A 16,791-nucleotide genomic window follows, 5' to 3' on the forward strand; every position below is an offset into this window, starting at 1 on the left:
CAAATAGTTTGAAACGAAGAGCCACAGGAACAACATCTGCGGCTCTTCTTGTATTGAATGCGAACGTGTGTGCTTTTTGTTATATTTAATTCCACTAAAATGGAATATACTCACAAGAAACAAGCAAGATATAACAGGAGGCGACTAAAATACCCTTACCGCATGATGAAGCTTTTAAGAAGCTGCTGGAGACGTTCTTTCAGGAGTTTATTGAGTTGTTTTTTCCTGAGCTGGATTCTATGCTGGACTATAGTGAAACCCGGTTTCTGATGCAGGAATTGCTCGTGGATATTGTTGGGGAGGAAGCGCGGGAACTGGATCTCCTGCTGGAAATCCGGTACAAAGGACTGGACGGTTATATTTTGATTCACCTGGAGCCGCAGTCGTATCGGGATTCACAGTTTCATGAACGGATGTTCATTTACTTCAGCCGTCTATTTGAACGTTACCGTAAAGAGCATAAGCTGATTATTCCCATTGCCATCTTCACTTCAGATGAGATCAGGGAGGAGCAGGACACCTTGGAGATGGTTATTCCTGAGCATCAGATCCTGCGCTTTCAGTTTCTCAAGGTAGAATTGCGTAAACAGAACTGGCGAAGATTTATTGATTCAGACAATGCAGTAGCTGCTGCGTTACTAGCCAAGATGGGGTATACTACAAGAGAAGCGAGAGATGTGCGCCGGGAGTTCCTGCGCATGTTCATGAAGCTGAAGACACGACTGGATCAAGGACGGCTGGCGCTTGTGATGTCAGTGGCAGATTTATATTTCAAGCCGGACCGGGCCCAGGATGAAGAGATTATAAAAGAATTGATGATACAATATCCGGAGGAGGGTGAAGCGATTATGGAACTCATGCCAGCCTGGAAGCGTTGGGGATACGAAGAAGGTATAGCTGAAGGAATAGAACAAGGCATAGAAAAGGGCCAAGCTGAGATTATCCGTAAGTTACTGCTTCATGGATTTACCCCGGAAGAGGTGTCCGAAGCCGTGGAGTTACCGGTGGACGAGATTAAGAAGCTGGTGTAAGCCAGATCTCTATGTTAAGAGCACTGCAAATAACGCCTCCAGACCCTAATTAAGGGTAGGAGGCGTTTTAAATGTAATTTCTTGCTGAAACGGATACCGTCTTTATAAGGATGCCATAGCCGTTTCCATTTGCAAAAAAATTAATATGCTTACATTGTGATGATTCTACGAACATATTACGCCGTTATGCTGACTATTAGTACAGACAACAAGGAGCGTGAAAGTTCGTGAGTAATTATCCATTTGTAAAGAAAGTATTGAGCGGGATCTTGGCTATGACGGTTCTGCTTCCCCCCCTTATCCCTGCTCTATCTCATTTACCGACTGCCTTTGGGGAGGCAGCGGAGCCCAGCGGGGTCGTGAAGGTTGAGGATTTTGAACTGGTGAGCTTAGCGGACTTAACCTTTGACAGTGCCCGCATTCATAGCGGCAGTCTGGCGCTGGAGTCGAATCCGAAATACGTACATAGCGGAGCGAAGTCCCTGCGGATTGATTATGACTTCATTGGCATAACCGATAACCCCTCTCAGGTTGCCGTTGGTCCGGCGGCTCAGCTGCCGCTCACGAACAGAACCCCAAAAAGAATCGGGATGTGGGTATACGCGAATCAGGAAGGTCATGGTCTTACCTCCAAGTTCTACGTGTCTTCCACCGGTAAATCCAAAACGTATGAAATCCGGAGTGAAGAGACCGGGATCGATTGGAGCGGCTGGAAGTATGTGGAGGCTGATATAGGCTCAGATTTGACCATGCCGGGTACACTGGCCTTCTACTTCCAGATGAAAGAAAGACAAATGAGCAAAAAGAATAAAGGTTCCATATGGATTGATGACGTCAGGCTGATCTATGATGAACCGCTGAATGAAGATATGGATGTGCCTGTGTTAACTCCAGCGGCACCGGCGCCTAATCAAACCTTGAGCGCTCCTGTCTCTGACCTTATTCTGACCGGGGAGGATGCCCAGTCGGGCATTGATCCGGATTCCATCCGGTTAACGGTGGATGGTCAGCCTGCGGCACCGTCAACTTTTGCCTATGATCTGAATCATAAGCAGATTACCTATCACCCGGAGCTCCCGCTGGCCGGAGGGTATCATCAAGTGCTGGCAGAAGTGAAGGATAGGGCTGGCAATCCGGCAGCGGCAGAATATGCTTTTCAGATTGATCATGGGGCCCGATTCACCTTGGAAGCCCCGGAGGAGGCTGTCAGTAATGAGACCTACCGGCTGAAGCTGAAGGCGATAGACACAGGCGCAGCCAAGAGCTTCCATGCCAAGCTCAAGTTCGATCCAGAGACCTTGCAGGCGAATAGGATTACTGCATACTCCGGCTTGAGTAATGTACAGACCACCTTCGATAATACAGGCGGATATGTTGAAGTCAGTGCAGAGGGTCTGCAAGGGGATCGGGCGGATGCGCTGGCAAATATTGATTTCGAGGTGAACCGGTCTGCGAAAATGGAACGCGGTGAGACAGCTAAGCAGATGGCCATGGTGGAGGGCGGTTTCGGGTACGGAAGCGGGATGCCAGTTAGTTCCTTGGCCTCCCCGCTTAGGTATAAGATCGGGTTTCCTTACAAGCTCAGCATCAAGGGATCAGCTTTGCACACCCAGAATATCATTACGGTCACCTCTCGTGCAGGAGCTCCGGTGGAAGGAGCCCGGATTGATTTTACCGACACCAGCGGTCCTCAGACTTATGTGAGTATAACCGCCGAAAGGTCCAATGTATATGCCAAAGCCGATCCGTCGTCCGCAGTGTTGCTTGCTGTAGAGAAGAACGCGCGAATGTTCGCTACCGCAGGCAGTGCCAGCGGATTCATCAAGGTGTATTTGCCGGATGGCAGTAAGGCAGGGTACATCTCATCCGCAGATGTGGAGCAGAGTGATCTTAGCACAGGAATCGGCTTAACGGACGCCAAGGGAGAGATCCATACGTCCCTGACTAACCTTGCCATTGGTACATGGAGTGTGCAGGCCTTCAAGGATGGCGGTACCAGCGAGAGTGTCAGTATGAATGTCGTAGCTCCGTTTGGCGGGGCAGAACCCCAATATATTCAGACCTTTGTTAGCGAAGATATGAAGACGATGCTGAGCGTAGGGTGGCAGACGGCGCCTGGCGTTCAAGAAGCTTACATCCAGTATATGAAAGATAGTGACTGGGCGGACAGTGACCTGACGAATGCGCCGGAAAAAGCAGCTATGCAGCGTGCGCTCTCCGAGGTGGAGGTTATTCCTGAGATTGCAGGGGGACCTATGGGCGAAATCAAGTTCCATAACGCATTAGTCACGGGTCTTGAGCCAGGTACGGGCTACCGTTACAGAGTCGGCTACGAAGGCCATTGGAGCAATTGGTCCTATTACAAGACGGTGGAAGCTGCGCCGGACAAGCCTGTTTCTTTTGTATTTGTAACCGATTCGCATACCAAAGGGGATAACGGGCTGGAGACCTATCAGCAATTGATCAAGAATGCGTTCACTAATTATCCCGACACCCAGTTCGTTATGCATGGCGGTGATATGGTCGATGATGGGGCGGTTTTGAATGAATGGAACCAGTTCTGGCAAGCCTCGTCGGTCTATTCCTCCTCTGTTCCTTCAGCGTATGCCATGGGGAATCATGATGTAAAAGGGGGAGGGAAATATATTTTCGCCAAAGGATTGGGGCTACCAGTAAATGGGCCTGAGATCCAGAAAGAGTATGCCTATTCGTTCGATTCAGGAGAGGTGCATTTCGTGGTGCTGAACTCTGAAGCAGACGAAGTAACGATGGGCAAGCAAGCGGAGTGGCTTCGGCAGGATCTTCAAGCCAGCAATAAAAAATGGAAGATTGTCATGTTCCACAAACCTGCCTATCATACCGAAGATGGACGCGGCAATCTGATTGAATACACTCAGACTTATTTTGCCCCTGTTCTCGAAGAATTGAAGGTCGATCTGGTGCTGGAAGGCCATGACCATGTATATGCGCGGACCTATCCGATGAGCAAAGGCAAACCACTGCCAAGCGGAGAGCAAGGAACGGTCTATCTGGACGGCGGGGCGTCTGGATGGAAGTTCTACGATGGAAGCAAATACGAGTATATTGATTTCATGTTTGACGAGGATGTTCCGGTCTATTCTGCCATTCAGGTGAGCCATGATCAGATCATCATCCAAGCCCGCACTACGCAAAGCGCAGAATTAATTGACAACTATACGATTGTGAAAAAGGATGAGCGGACAGTGACTTCCGTCGCAGTCGCCCCGGCCGAATTGAAGCTGAATGTCGGCGACAAGCACGCGACGGTGCTTACGGCTACCTATAGCGATAACTCCACTGCCGATGTCACGAATCAAGCGGTATGGACATCTTCGAATGAGCAGGCAGCTACAGTAGACGCCGAGGGCGTTATTCATGCCGTTGAAGTTGGCGAGGCTACTATCCAGGCGAATTACGGCAACCTGCCGCCGGTGAAGCTCCCTGTCACTGTTCAGGCAGAAGGTACGCTGCCTAAGCTGCTGAAGCTGATCGCCGATCCCGGTACACATACCTTGAAGGTGAACGACCAAGCGGCTTCCGTGATTACAGCGGTATATGACAATGGAGTAAATACAGTGGTGACGGATCAGGTCCGTTGGACGACTTCAGATCCTGCGGTCGCCTCGGTATCAGACAAGGGCATAATTACAGGCGTTGCAGCGGGGGATGGAGTAACGATTACAGCTTCCTTCGGCGGCTTAACCGTTGCGATTCCCATCGTGGTTGAGGGAGGAAAGGTACCGGTGGTAACGCCGACGCCGACACCAACACCAGCGCCACAAACGGGAGTAACACCGGTAGCAACGCCAACACCAAAGCCGGCGGTAACACCGACAGCAACACCGTCACCCAAAGCAACGATGACACCTGCACTAACAACACCAGCTATAACTGCCGGTCCCATGAAACCGACTGTCACTAGACCTGTGCTGAAAGACAGCTTGGACTTAGATAAGGTTAAATCAATCGTAGCCAAAGGCCGGACAACTACTGTTGTTAAGTTCCAGGATGTACCTGCCGTTCTGTGGAGTGCATCATTCATTGAACGTGCTGCCCGGATGGGGATGATAACCGGTTATGCGGATGGTTCCTTCCATCCTGACGCCAAAGTAACACGCGCCGAGTTTGCTGCCATGCTTGCAAAAGCTTTTGGCCTGACGGGCTCGCAAGGGGCCGGATTCTCCGATACACAGGGGCATTGGGCTTCGGAGGCACTTGCGGCGCTTAAAGAGCATGGTGTGATCCAGGGCTACGCCGATGGTTCATTCCGCCCCAAACAGCAGGTCACCCGTGCGGAAGCTGTAGCTATGCTGGCGCGTCTTACGAACTATGTTCCCGGTGCACCGGCGTCATTCTCTGACCTCACAGCAAGCTGGGCGGCAGAGCCAATCCATGCCTTCGCTAACGCAGGAATTGTCTCGGGGAAAGGCAACGGCGTCTTTAAACCGAAGGAAACTGCTTCCCGTGCTGAATCCGTAGTGATGATTATCCGTCTCCTGGACAAGCTTCTTGAAGCGGGTGAGAAGTAGGTTAGATAGATAAAGCTAATGCTTCTGAGCAGACAAGGGCAGCCATTTAATCGGGGCTGCTCTTTTTTAAGATTGAAATAGGAACGCATGTGCGTTTTATTATACCAAATTCCATTGAATTGGAATATAATCACAAGAAACAAGCAGGATATAACAGGAGGCGACTAAAATACCTTTACCGCATGATGAGGCTTTTAAGAAGCTGCTGGAGACGTTCTTTCAGGAATTTATTGAGTTGTTTTTCCCTGAGCTGGATTCTATGCTGGACTACAGTGAGACCCGGTTTCTGATGCAGGAATTGCTGGTCGATATTGTTGGCGAGGAAGCGCGGGAGCTGGATCTGCTGCTGGAAATCCGCTACAAAGGATTGGACGGTTATATTCTGATTCATCTGGAGCCGCAGTCGTATAGGGATTCACGGTTTCATGAACGAATGTTTATTTACTTCAGCCGACTATTTGAGCGCTACCGCAAAGAGCATAAGCTGATTATTCCGATTGCTATCTTCACTTCAGATGAGATCAGGGAAGAGCAGGACACCTTGGAGATGGTTATTCCTGAGCATCAGATCCTGCGCTTTCAGTTTCTCAAGGTAGAATTGCGTAAGCAGAACTGGCGAAGATTTATTGATTCAGACAATGCAGTAGCTGCTGCGTTACTAGCCAAGATGGGGTATACTACAAGAGAAGCAAGAGATGTGCGCCGGGAGTTCCTGCGCATGTTCATGAAGCTGAAGACACGACTCGATCAGGGACGGCTGGCGCTTGTGATGTCAGTGGCAGATTTATATTTCCAGCCGGACCGGGCCCAGGATGAAGAGATTATACAAGAACTGATGATACAATACCCGGAGGAGGGTGAAGCGATTATGGAACTCATGCCAGCCTGGAAGCGTTGGGGATATGAAGAAGGGATAGCTGAAGGAATCGAACAGGGAATAGAAAAGGGAATAGTTAAGGGCATAGAACAAGGCATAGAACAGGGGATAGAGCAAGGAATAGAGAAAGGCCAGGCGGAGATTATCCGTAAATTACTCCTTCACGGATTTACTCCGGAAGCGGTGTCCAAAGCCGTGGAGTTACCGGTGGATAAGATTAAAAAGCTGATGTAAGCAGGCTTTCTCCAAATAACGCATACGCACGAAAAACAGACCGTCTACCCTAAGACGGTCTGTTTTCGTGCGTTCGGATTCAAATCTTTTATTCAATATAGCTCTTCGTCGCTTCATACATCTGGGCTGCATATTCGTCAATCCGGTCCCGTGACATCCGCAGCCGTTCCACCGAACTGCCATAACCGATCTCTTGAAGTCCCTCCGCCAGTCCCTGAAAGATTCCATCTGTGAATGCATCTAACGGCTCGCCATGGACATGCAGTCCTGATCCGCCGAGATCTGTATTTACGGCCGGCGGGGCAATCTCGATAATTTCAACGCGGGTCCCGGACAGCTGGAGCCTTAGGCTCATGGTGAAGGAATGAAGGGCTGCCTTCGTAGCTGAATAGATCGGTGCGATGGCGAATGGAGTAAAGGCCAGACCTGAAGTCACATTCATGATCGTTGCAGCTTCCTGTGCTGCGAAGAATGGGGCAAACAGCATAGCCAGATGAAGAGGGGCTTCAAGGTTAGTGGTGATTTCATGATTGAAATCAGCCCAATGATTCCTCACATCCGCTGTCTGTATATTGAAGCGCTGCTGAATCCCCGCATTGTTCACCAGGACATTGACTCCGGGATAATTTGCAGTTACCCAGTCGAACAAAGCGAGACGTTCAGACTCTGCTTTTAAATCACATACATGGGTAATTAGATCCGGGAATCTGTCCTGGGCAGCCTGCAATACCTGCTCACGCCGTCCGGTAATGATAACCGTGTTCCCCATATGGATGAGCCGTTCAGCCATGGCAAGTCCAATGCCGGAGCCTCCGCCTGTAATCAGAATGGTGTTTCCTGAGAGCTTCATGGTATAACCTCTTTTCCGTTAAGTTCTAAATACTCCGTATAACGTTCTATTTTCTTATCAATGCCCTGCAAGGATTCTGTCATGAGTGCGATTTGTGCCAATACAGCCTGCTTATGTTCTTGAAACATGGCGAGCCGCAGCGCAGTGGTGCGCTCTCCTTCCGCCATCCAGTCCACATATTGCCTGATCTGGCTTATAGGCATCTGTGTGTTTTTCAAATAAAGAATGATCTTAAGAAAAGCAAGGTAATCTTCCGAAAAAATCCGCCTGCCCGCCTCATCCCGCTCCATCCGGGGCAGCAATCCCTTCTTCTCATAATAACGTATGGTAGATTCCGGAATCCCGAGCCGGGCTGCCGCTTCGCCAATGGAATAATAATTCATCTGGAGGCCTCCAAGTGATGGTTTAGGTGTCGACATTTATAGAATACGACTTAAACCATGGTTTAAGTCAATATCCTTTTTTGGATGTGGTTATTGAAGCAAGTGCAAAATGTAAATCAGACGTATTTCTTATCTTTAGAAATCCTCTTTCATAAAAACAATACTAAGGAACTACAACTTTATACTCTGTTAACTTTAGATTGCTAAAGATAAAAAACACTAATAAGGGATCAATGAACTATATTAGCAGAAAATGTTATGTAAAATATAAACTATTACACAGATGATCCGATAAAAATTAAAGCTCATCCCAGTTTAATGAAAATTTACAATAATTGTTTAAAAATTTAATTATCTGCTCTGTAATCCAAAATTCCTATCCAGTGGTGATGAAAAAATGAACATTCAAGAAATGACAACCAATCAGGTACAAAGAACCCCCCGGATTAAACCTAACTACCCGGTAGGAGTGCTGGAGCTGGAAGATCCCGCCAGGCCTTCGGAAAAACCGTCCTTCTCCTGGTTAACGATTATCGTCCCGCCGCTGGGAATGCTGATCATATCCATTTTTATGTCAACCCTGACCAGGTCCTATATTATGCTTGTCTCCACGATGGGGATGACGGCGCTCACGGTTATGGTCTCGATCATGAATTATAGGGGCAGTGTGAACAAGCATCATGAGCAAAACAAAAAGTTGGAAAAGAAATATCTCAATTACTTATTTCAGGTTCGCAACGATCTGCAAGGTGCAGCCAGTACACAGCGTGAAGCTCATACATATATTCATCCAAGTATTCAAAGCTGTACAGAAATTGCCCGTAGCCGGAGTAAACAGCTCTGGGAGAGAACAGCTATTGAAGACGATTTTTTACATATACGGATTGGGGTGGGGGTTCAGCCGATCTCTCTGGTACCCACATACACGCCGACCACCAAGGCTATTGACGACGAGAATCCGCTCGAAGAGATTGCCAGTAAGATCTGCGAAGAGATGTATTACGTAAAAGATATCCCGGTCTATATCCCGCTAAGCAGTATCAATACGCTCGGGTTATACGGTAAAAGGCCGGAGGTTCGCCATTTCCTGAATGCTGCAATCGTTCACCTCACCACGCACCAGGGATACGATGATGTAAGAATAGTGTGCGTTATGCAGCCGGAAGATCTGGAGCACTGGGAGTGGCTGAAATGGCTGCCGCATACCTGGAATAAGGACCGGGGCCAAAGAACTCTGGCCACGACAGCCTACGAGGCTTCCGCGATTGCCGATGAACTGCTTGCGGACCTCAGGAAGAGAGAAGAAGGTAACAAAGGAAGCTATGGCCTGCAGAATTTGCAGACGCCGCACTATGTTTTTTTGGTTTTTGCTCCTGAACTGTGGGACAGTACGGAAATGATGAAATACTTGTTGTCAGGTGATTCGAAGCTGGGAGTGACCAGTATTTTTGTATCGGAGAAAATTGACGTTGCTTTGCCGCTGAATTGCCAGGTCATTCTGGAGATGAAGGACGGGCAAGGACTTGTCCGCAAGGATACTCATGACCTGCTGGGTCATTTGGCTGATTTTTTCACAGCAGATTCTATGGATAACGTTCAAGCAGAATTTTTCGCCCGTTCACTGGCGCCGCTCCGCATTAAGGCCGGACAGAATAACAGCTACATTCCGCCTATGGTTACTTTTCTGGAGAGCTTTGAGGCCCGGCAGGTCGGGGAGCTGAAGGTACTGGAACGCTGGTCCAGTAACCAGGCCAACCGTACGCTGTCCACTCCCCTTGGGCTGGGTGCAGGCGGAAAGTCCCTTGTCTTCGATATGCATGAGAAAAGCTATGGTCCCCATGGACTGGTAGCGGGTACAACCGGATCCGGGAAAAGTGAGCTGCTTCAATCTCTGCTGCTCGGTCTGGCGGTGAATTATCATCCGCATGAAATTGCGTTTGTGCTGATTGACTATAAGGGTGGCGGGATGGCCAATGCCTTCATAGGACTTCCGCATCTGGTGGGAACGATCACCAACCTGGGCGGCAATCAGATTAACCGGGCGCTGGCCTCAATCAAAAGCGAGCTGATGCGCAGGCAGAGACTCTTCAGCGAAGCCGGTGTGACCAGCATTGACAGCTATATTGTTCTTTACCGCAATAAGGAGGTTCGGCTACCCCTGCCGCACTTGATTATCGTGGTCGATGAGTTCGCGGAGCTGAAATCGGATCAGCCGGAGTTCATGAAGGAACTGGTCAGTGCGGCGCGGGTTGGAAGAAGCTTGGGCATTCACTTAATACTGGCAACTCAGAAGCCATCCGGTGTGGTGGATGACCAAATCTGGAGTAACTCCAGATTCAAGCTGTGCCTGAAGGTGCAAACCCCCTCAGACAGCAATGAGATGCTGAAACGTCCGGAGGCTGCCGAGATCAAGGAAAAAGGCCGTGGCTATCTGCAGGTGGGCAACAATGAGCTGTTCACCTTGTTCCAGTCTTCCTGGAGCGGGGCACCTTATCAAGCGGGCGAAGCTGAAGGCGAGGGGATGCCTAAGCTCGACATCGTTTCATTAAGCGGGGAACGTAGAGCATTGCTTCCGAAGCAGCAGCAGGGTGACAATGCCTCGGTCTTAAGTGAACTGCAAGCTGTAGTACAACACATTGCCGATATTTCAGCAAAAGAATCCATTGGAGAGGCCTTCCAGCTGTGGCTGCCTCCGCTACCGGAGATGCTGGCACTGTCGGCGGTCCTTGATCAGGAACAGATATGGGATGGACAGCAGTGGCAGGCGCCAAGGGATCAGCTGGTGGCAAGCGTTGGGCGGGTAGACAACCCTTCAGATCAGGAGCAGTACAATCTGGATATTAATTTTAATCTAAATGGACATTTGCTGGTCTATGGAGCGCCAAGCAGCGGCAAGACCACTTTGTTAAAGACAATGATCATGTCGCTTGCCATGAAATATGATCCCGGGTATGTGAATTTTTACATTCTGGATTTTGGTACAAGAACTTTGGGCGTCTATCATGAGCTTCCGCATTTGGGGGATGTCATTTATCCGGAGGATGAACAAAAGCTCGGAAAGCTGATTAGCTGGCTGCTCGCCCAATTAAATGAGCGTAAACGCAAATTTTCTCAACTTGGCATCAGCAATCTGGTCTCTTACTGTAACGCAACTGGAGAGAAGGTCCCTTATATCGTTATTATGCTGGATAATTTCACAGGCTTCGCAGAGGCGTACGATGACTATGTTATGGATCTGGCCAAGCTTGTGCGCGAAGGGGGCGGCTACGGAATTTACTTTGTGTTCACGGCCAATACAGTCAGCTCCTATCCTTACCGGATTAGCCAGAATATTAAGCAGTCGCTTGTGTTTCAAATGTCTGACAGGCTGGATTACTCCAGCGTTCTGGGCAGGACAGATGGAATGGAGCCAACCAATACCGTAGGCCGTGGATTGCTAAAAGAAAACGGGATTCTGGAATTCCATATTGCACTGCCTGCTGACGGCGGCTCGGATGATCAAATAGCGGCCTCCATACGCCGGATCAGCGCAGAGATGAGAGCAGTAGCAGGAGACATAAGTCCTGCCGAGATTGCAGTAATACCGGATAAGCTGTCGCTTGCTGAGCTTCTGGAGCGTGCAGAGAAGAACCGGCCGGAAGGAACCGGGGGAACTCTGGTGCCGCTTGGACTCGAACAGGCCACAACGCTGCCGGTAGAACTCAATCTGAAGGAAATCAGCAGCTTTGTAGTCTCTTATACCGAACAGCAGCATGTGGAGTTAACATTTACTTCAATCCTGAAGGCGTTCGAAGCCTCTGCGGATTCCATAACCAAGGAACTGTATGTATTCGACAGCAACACTTCTAAATGGGCGGGTCTGAGATCCATGTCCGCTCTTACGGTTACGGATACAGCAGAGGAATTTCTGCAGTTCACCCATTCTTTCATAGAGCAATTGCAGCTGAGAAAAAATGATGCCCGTCAAGCTTTGGCTGACAGCTCCGCACCTGGAGAATTTGATGAAACGGATTATATTTTGTCCAAGTATCCGCTCCTTGTCATGGTAATGCCGCATTTCAAGTCGGCCTTTGACCGGATGGAGAATGATTCACTGGATCACCTGGAGCGGATTGCCCGCTTTGGCGGCGGACTTGGCGTGCTGCTCATGGTTGGCAGTGATGTGCATGAGCTTAACCAGCTGCAGCTGATCACGAACCTGGCCGGAGAGATGATCAATAGCGGCAACGCGCTGCTGACCGGCGGAAGGTTGAGCGATCATATGGCTTATGCCCATTTACTGGAGAGCATGGAGTATAACGAGCTTAATCAAATGATGGAGCCGGCGGAGGCTATGCTGCTTATTGCAGGCTCCAGAACGCAAATTAGAATGGTGACAGATTTATAGATGGCAGGTGAATGAAGCGATGGAACCGGCACGTGAGATTTTTGAATTACAGGCGCTTGAGATTATATATTTAGCTGCATTAACCGGGGAGACGGGTTTTCCGGGGTTAGCCATAGATTTAGAAGCAGAAACGGAGAACAGGCAGCGCACCTTGATGAATGCCCAGATGAGAACACTTGAGGCGAAGGGATATCTGGAGATCGACTTCATGGGGGTTGCCAAAGTAAATGAGGTGCTTCATCAATGTATTGCCGCAGGTGCCAATAGTACTTCTTACCTCTGCCAGCTTGTACAGAACGGAGATAAACCTTCTAGAATCTATTATTTTCATCAGGGGAACACGCGGTTTCAGCTGGAGCATCTGCCTGAGACAGATACATATATATTGCAGGAACTCTATGCACAGCATGAAATGATGTTCCAGGTTATAGAGCGGATTCCGCTGCTCCAGAGCCTGGAGGACGAAGGGGAATCTGAACAAGTATTCTTCGAAGAGCCGGACCTTAAGCGTTGGGCAGAGGGACTTCTTCACGCTGGAGCATCGCTGTACTCACTGGCGGAAATTGCGTGCATCGACAAGGAAGCTCAGGTCATCCGTGAACTGAACCTGGTGATTGATAAGAATCTCATGTGGATGCTGCAGCGTGAGCCGGAAGAGGAATTCACCCGAGACAGAGTAGCATTGTCAATGGCTATTGAGGAGTTATGCCTATGGCTGCAAGCCGAGTAATGATCAGGGGGGTCAGGAGATGTTAACAGCAGTTACCACAGTAATATTTAATGGAGCACACAAGAAAACAATGGATTTGGAGATCACTCTCTCAATGACCGCAGAGCAATGTCTTGAATGGCTGAAGCAGGCCGGCTGGCTCCCCGGTGACTGGGAATTCAAATGTGAGGTTAGCAGCACTGGAGAAGAGTGGACGGAGCTTGGCCAGCAAGTGGTACTGGCGGATATGATCCAGGGGGACGGAGCGCTTATCCGGATTTGGCCCTATTGAACAGGAGGATTATAGAGGAGGTTACATATGAAAAGCGTACATCTGGTCTGCTCGCCTGATCTCATCATGCTTCTGTCACGGTCGCTGGAGCATGAGGGTTATGTGATCTCAGGCAAACATTCTACACTGCATAGCTTTATTAAGGGCTTCAGCAGTAAAGAGGTAGATCCTTCTTCCATAGTCATTATAGAAGGCGGAGCAGGTCTTAGCACACCTGTGAAGTCAGCCGAAATTGCCTCGCTCATGACACTGATCCGGAAGTATCTTAAAGCTACCCGGCTGATTGTCCAATTAGATCCTGCACTGAAAACAGATATTGAGTTCATCCGGACGATGGTCAATATGAATATTCACGATCTGCAGTTCACCACGGAATTCCGGGGTGAGGAGCTTTTGAACTGGATCAGGGAGAAAAAAACGACAAGAGATTATTACAGCATCCTTGGCAAAAAGAAGCGCCTGTTCTCATTTAAAGGCTCAACCGCAGCCCCTGCTCCTGTTCAGCCTGTGGAAGAATCTGAACAGGCTGCTGCAAGAAGCGTAGATTCGCTTGCCCGTCCGCAGCCGGCTGCAAGTCCAAGAACATCAGCGGCACCGGCTGGTGTCAGGTCTGCTCCTTCAGTCTCTGCCGGAGGGAGAGGTGGACCCCGCCCGAGGCCAGCAGCCAGGACTGAAGCACAGGCAACTGATGCTGGAACGCTAGAGAGTCTGGAACGGTCTATACCAGTAGAAAGCCAGCAACAGCCTTCCTTAGCAGGGAATGCGAGAATACTAGGCAGCCATGTGCCGCTGGTGATTGGCATCTGCGGTGCCGGGGGAGAAGAGGATGTTGGTGCTGCGGCCTTTTTGCTGGCTGCTGGTCTGGCAGATCTCGGCTGGAAGCCGCTGGTATGCGGAGATAACCGGCCGGAGATTAGTTCGCTGGAACAGATCGTATTTGAGGGCGAGCAAGAGGATTCCACATCGACCATGTTTGAATATGAGGGGGTCACCTTCTATCGCAGGGGTTATGCGTGGGATATCTCAGAGCTCTTGGCCAGTGAGTTCACCCATATTATTTTATGGCTGGATATTCATCAGGAGCGTAAGGGAGTTAGCGGACTGGAGCTTTGGTGGAATTCGCAGATTCCGATTCTGATCGGCAATGGAGCCATGTGGAAATACGAGCTGCTGAAAGAAAAACTGAACACGCTGAATCCATATGAACGTAAGCGCTGCAGACTGCTGCTGGAGAATGGGCATCAGGAGGTGCTGCAAATGCTAAAGAAGGACTTCCCGGAGATACAGGCGATGCTGATGCCTGCACATCAAGATCCGCTATACCCGGATAAGGCTGCTGTGGAATGGGTCATGAAGCTGCTGAGTGTTCAGAAAAAACTCATCCGCAAGCAAACAATGCTTTGGGCCATTGCAGGCACCGTTCTGTTTGTGACTTTACTATTAATAGGCATTGGATTTTCGTTTGTTCCGCAGAGCCGCTAGATTTGCAACAGCAGGATACCTTACCAACTTATAAGGAGGCTGAATATGGATTCAGGTACGGTTAGAGGGCTCGCATTCAATTGTCACCGGCTGTTGTCTCCTGCCCAGGAATGCAAGGATAAAATGACCGCTGCCATAACCGGACTTCCGGGTTATTGGGTGGATCTGGGCGGGGAAGAGTTCAAGAATCATTGCACAGACTGGATCAGAAAGATGGAGACCTTCAAGCAGGCGATTAGCAGCCTGGAGACGGATATGCTGAGATATGCGGATACCCTTCAGGCAGAAGAAAAGGCCGCTGCTGACAGGGCTAAAGCAGCTGCAACAAAGATGACGGGGAAAATGAAATAGTCTTAGAAAAGAGGTCATGAAGTGGCAGTACGCAAGCGCAAAAAGATTCTACGCTACACGATTATTTCAGGTTCTCTGGTTGCCGTTATAACATCGGGTGTATGGTTTGCAACCTATCGCCACTATAATGCCAAGCTGATTGACGAACGGGCCGCTTATGAGCAGCAGCTGCTGGATAAGGATCAGGTCTTGCAGCGTTACATGGATCAGTCCCAGACCGCTTATGTGCTGATGACCCCTAAGCTGGCGGGTGAAGTTATTGCTGAGGAGGATGTAATACAGGAGAAGCTCCCGAAGTTCTCCTCGCCGGATAATCTGATCGGTGAGTCCAAGGCGATTGTCGGTAAATATATGAAGATTGATGTGATGCCGGGTACAGCTGTAACGACGGAGATGGTCCGTGATGAGGCAAGACTCGACCCGTCAGAGCGTAAAGAAGAGACGGAATATATTAAACTTCCGCTCCGTCTTACCAAGAAAGACGTTGTAGATATCCGGATTGTATTTCCTAACGGTGAAGATTACATAGTAGTGGGCAAGAAATCTCTTAAGGACGTTGATTTGGCTAACCAGTATACCTTCTTCAATGACAATGAAGAAGAAGCGCAATTGCTTAATTCTGCTCTGGTTGATGCTTATATTAACAATGCAGAGCTGTATATGAAGCAGTATGTAGAGCCGGAGCTCCAGCCTGAACCCGTGATTAACTATGTGCCTAATCTGGATGTACTGGGCGTGATCAAGAGCAATCCGTCCATTATTGAACAGGCCAAGTGGGGACTTGCCGAGAAGCTTCGTACAGAGCTGGATAAACGCCTTAAGGCTATTGACGATGGCCACAAAATCCGTATAGGGGCACAGGAACCAAGCGGAAGCGGAGTCAGCAAGCGGAAGTCTGAGCAGGGAGCGGCACTGGATCAGGCTCCGCCAGTTGATAACTCTCAGTCGGTGAATGGCATTATCGATCAGACCCATCAGGCGCCTATCGACTCAAGTACAGATCAGAATTCAGCGGGCGTACCTACGGAAGCACCGGCAACTGAGAATCAACTGCTCGAAGGAGAGTGACAGCTATGAATATCGTTGTGGCAGGAGATTGTGAGAAGCATGACTTCATACTTGCAGCAGCAATGCTGCTGAAGAACTATTTTAACAATGAGGTTATGGTCATCACGGATAACAACAGGCATTATCAGTATCTGGAAGGGGAGGTGTCCGGTATAACCATCACAGATTCCTCTGCTTCCGTGAAGCCGGATATTGTGCTCTATGACTGGCATCAGGGTTATCCTGAAGGGCTGGCGAATGAGGTTGTTGTGTTTGCAACCACCTATGAACGTCACGCTATGGAGAACATAGATGAGCTGCTTAATCAGAAGCATATCCCTGTTGTATTGCTGGTTATCGAAGAAGAGTGTGGCCTTGGCTTGAAGTACATAGATCAATATTATCCTGTGATTACTTCAAAAATCAGCTACATTAGCAGCCCAGGCCGAAGAATTGACTGGATTCATGATGGAAGAGTGAACCTGAAGGTAGACAGGGATTTCGCTGAAGCTGTAAATGACTTTTTGATTGAAATTTGTAACATTCCAAAGAAAGAGATCAAGAAGCTGTGGCAGTATGCACGGAAACGGGGGTAGTC

General features: G+C 49.2%; 12 protein-coding genes. 10 read left to right on the top strand and 2 right to left on the bottom strand.

Features of this window, described 5'->3' with window-relative positions:
- Nucleotides 1-149: 149 nt before the first annotated feature.
- The 3 genes from MHH28_RS32105 to MHH28_RS32115 all read left to right on the top strand — a co-directional run bounded on the left by MHH28_RS32105 (nucleotide 150) and on the right by MHH28_RS32115 (nucleotide 6,692).
- Nucleotides 150-1,031, top strand: a complete 882-nt coding sequence (locus tag MHH28_RS32105; protein ID WP_405117366.1) for an Rpn family recombination-promoting nuclease/putative transposase — start codon at nucleotides 150-152, stop codon at nucleotides 1,029-1,031.
- Nucleotides 1,032-1,390: 359 nt separating this feature from the next.
- Nucleotides 1,391-5,581, top strand: a complete 4,191-nt coding sequence (locus tag MHH28_RS32110; RefSeq protein ID WP_405109818.1) for an S-layer homology domain-containing protein — start codon at nucleotides 1,391-1,393, stop codon at nucleotides 5,579-5,581.
- Between the two features lie 169 nt (nucleotides 5,582-5,750).
- On the top strand, nucleotides 5,751-6,692 hold the full coding sequence (locus MHH28_RS32115; RefSeq protein WP_405117367.1) for an Rpn family recombination-promoting nuclease/putative transposase: 942 nt from the start codon (nucleotides 5,751-5,753) through the stop codon (nucleotides 6,690-6,692).
- A gap of 88 nt (nucleotides 6,693-6,780) precedes the next feature.
- Here the strand turns inward: MHH28_RS32115 and MHH28_RS32120 are convergent, their stop codons facing one another.
- Nucleotides 6,781-7,542, bottom strand: a complete 762-nt coding sequence (locus tag MHH28_RS32120; protein WP_405109821.1) for an SDR family oxidoreductase — start codon at nucleotides 7,540-7,542, stop codon at nucleotides 6,781-6,783.
- Nucleotides 7,539-7,925, bottom strand: coding sequence for a MerR family transcriptional regulator (locus MHH28_RS32125; protein ID WP_405109824.1), 387 nt, complete (start codon nucleotides 7,923-7,925; stop codon nucleotides 7,539-7,541). The genes MHH28_RS32120 and MHH28_RS32125 overlap by 4 nt, the downstream gene beginning before the upstream one ends.
- A gap of 397 nt (nucleotides 7,926-8,322) precedes the next feature.
- Between MHH28_RS32125 and essC the strand changes: the two genes are divergently transcribed.
- Genes essC through MHH28_RS32160 form a run of 7 tightly spaced genes read left to right on the top strand, consistent with a single transcriptional unit; the run spans nucleotide 8,323 to nucleotide 16,789 of the window.
- Complete coding sequence (gene essC / locus MHH28_RS32130; protein ID WP_405109826.1) at nucleotides 8,323-12,312, top strand: type VII secretion protein EssC; 3,990 nt, start codon at nucleotides 8,323-8,325, stop codon at nucleotides 12,310-12,312.
- A 19-nt stretch (nucleotides 12,313-12,331) separates the two neighbouring features.
- A complete protein-coding gene (locus MHH28_RS32135; protein ID WP_405109829.1) occupies nucleotides 12,332-13,042 on the top strand; it encodes a hypothetical protein in 711 nt (236 codons plus the stop codon).
- Nucleotides 13,043-13,061: 19 nt separating this feature from the next.
- Nucleotides 13,062-13,313, top strand: a complete 252-nt coding sequence (locus MHH28_RS32140; protein WP_405109832.1) for a hypothetical protein — start codon at nucleotides 13,062-13,064, stop codon at nucleotides 13,311-13,313.
- Nucleotides 13,314-13,340: 27 nt separating this feature from the next.
- The gene (locus MHH28_RS32145) at nucleotides 13,341-14,795 is read left to right on the top strand and encodes a hypothetical protein (RefSeq protein ID WP_405109835.1); all 1,455 of its coding nucleotides are present in this window, start codon (nucleotides 13,341-13,343) and stop codon (nucleotides 14,793-14,795) included.
- Between the two features lie 45 nt (nucleotides 14,796-14,840).
- The gene (locus tag MHH28_RS32150) at nucleotides 14,841-15,146 is read left to right on the top strand and encodes a hypothetical protein (RefSeq protein WP_405109838.1); all 306 of its coding nucleotides are present in this window, start codon (nucleotides 14,841-14,843) and stop codon (nucleotides 15,144-15,146) included.
- A 21-nt stretch (nucleotides 15,147-15,167) separates the two neighbouring features.
- The gene (locus MHH28_RS32155) at nucleotides 15,168-16,214 is read left to right on the top strand and encodes an SAF domain-containing protein (RefSeq protein WP_405109841.1); all 1,047 of its coding nucleotides are present in this window, start codon (nucleotides 15,168-15,170) and stop codon (nucleotides 16,212-16,214) included.
- A 5-nt stretch (nucleotides 16,215-16,219) separates the two neighbouring features.
- Complete coding sequence (locus MHH28_RS32160) at nucleotides 16,220-16,789, top strand: hypothetical protein (protein WP_405109844.1); 570 nt, start codon at nucleotides 16,220-16,222, stop codon at nucleotides 16,787-16,789.
- The last annotated feature ends 2 nt before the right edge of the window (nucleotides 16,790-16,791 follow it).

Origin of the sequence: Paenibacillus sp. FSL K6-1217, from assembly GCF_045040735.1 — a bacterium.
Classification (GTDB): Bacteria; Bacillota; Bacilli; order Paenibacillales; family Paenibacillaceae; genus Paenibacillus_AQ.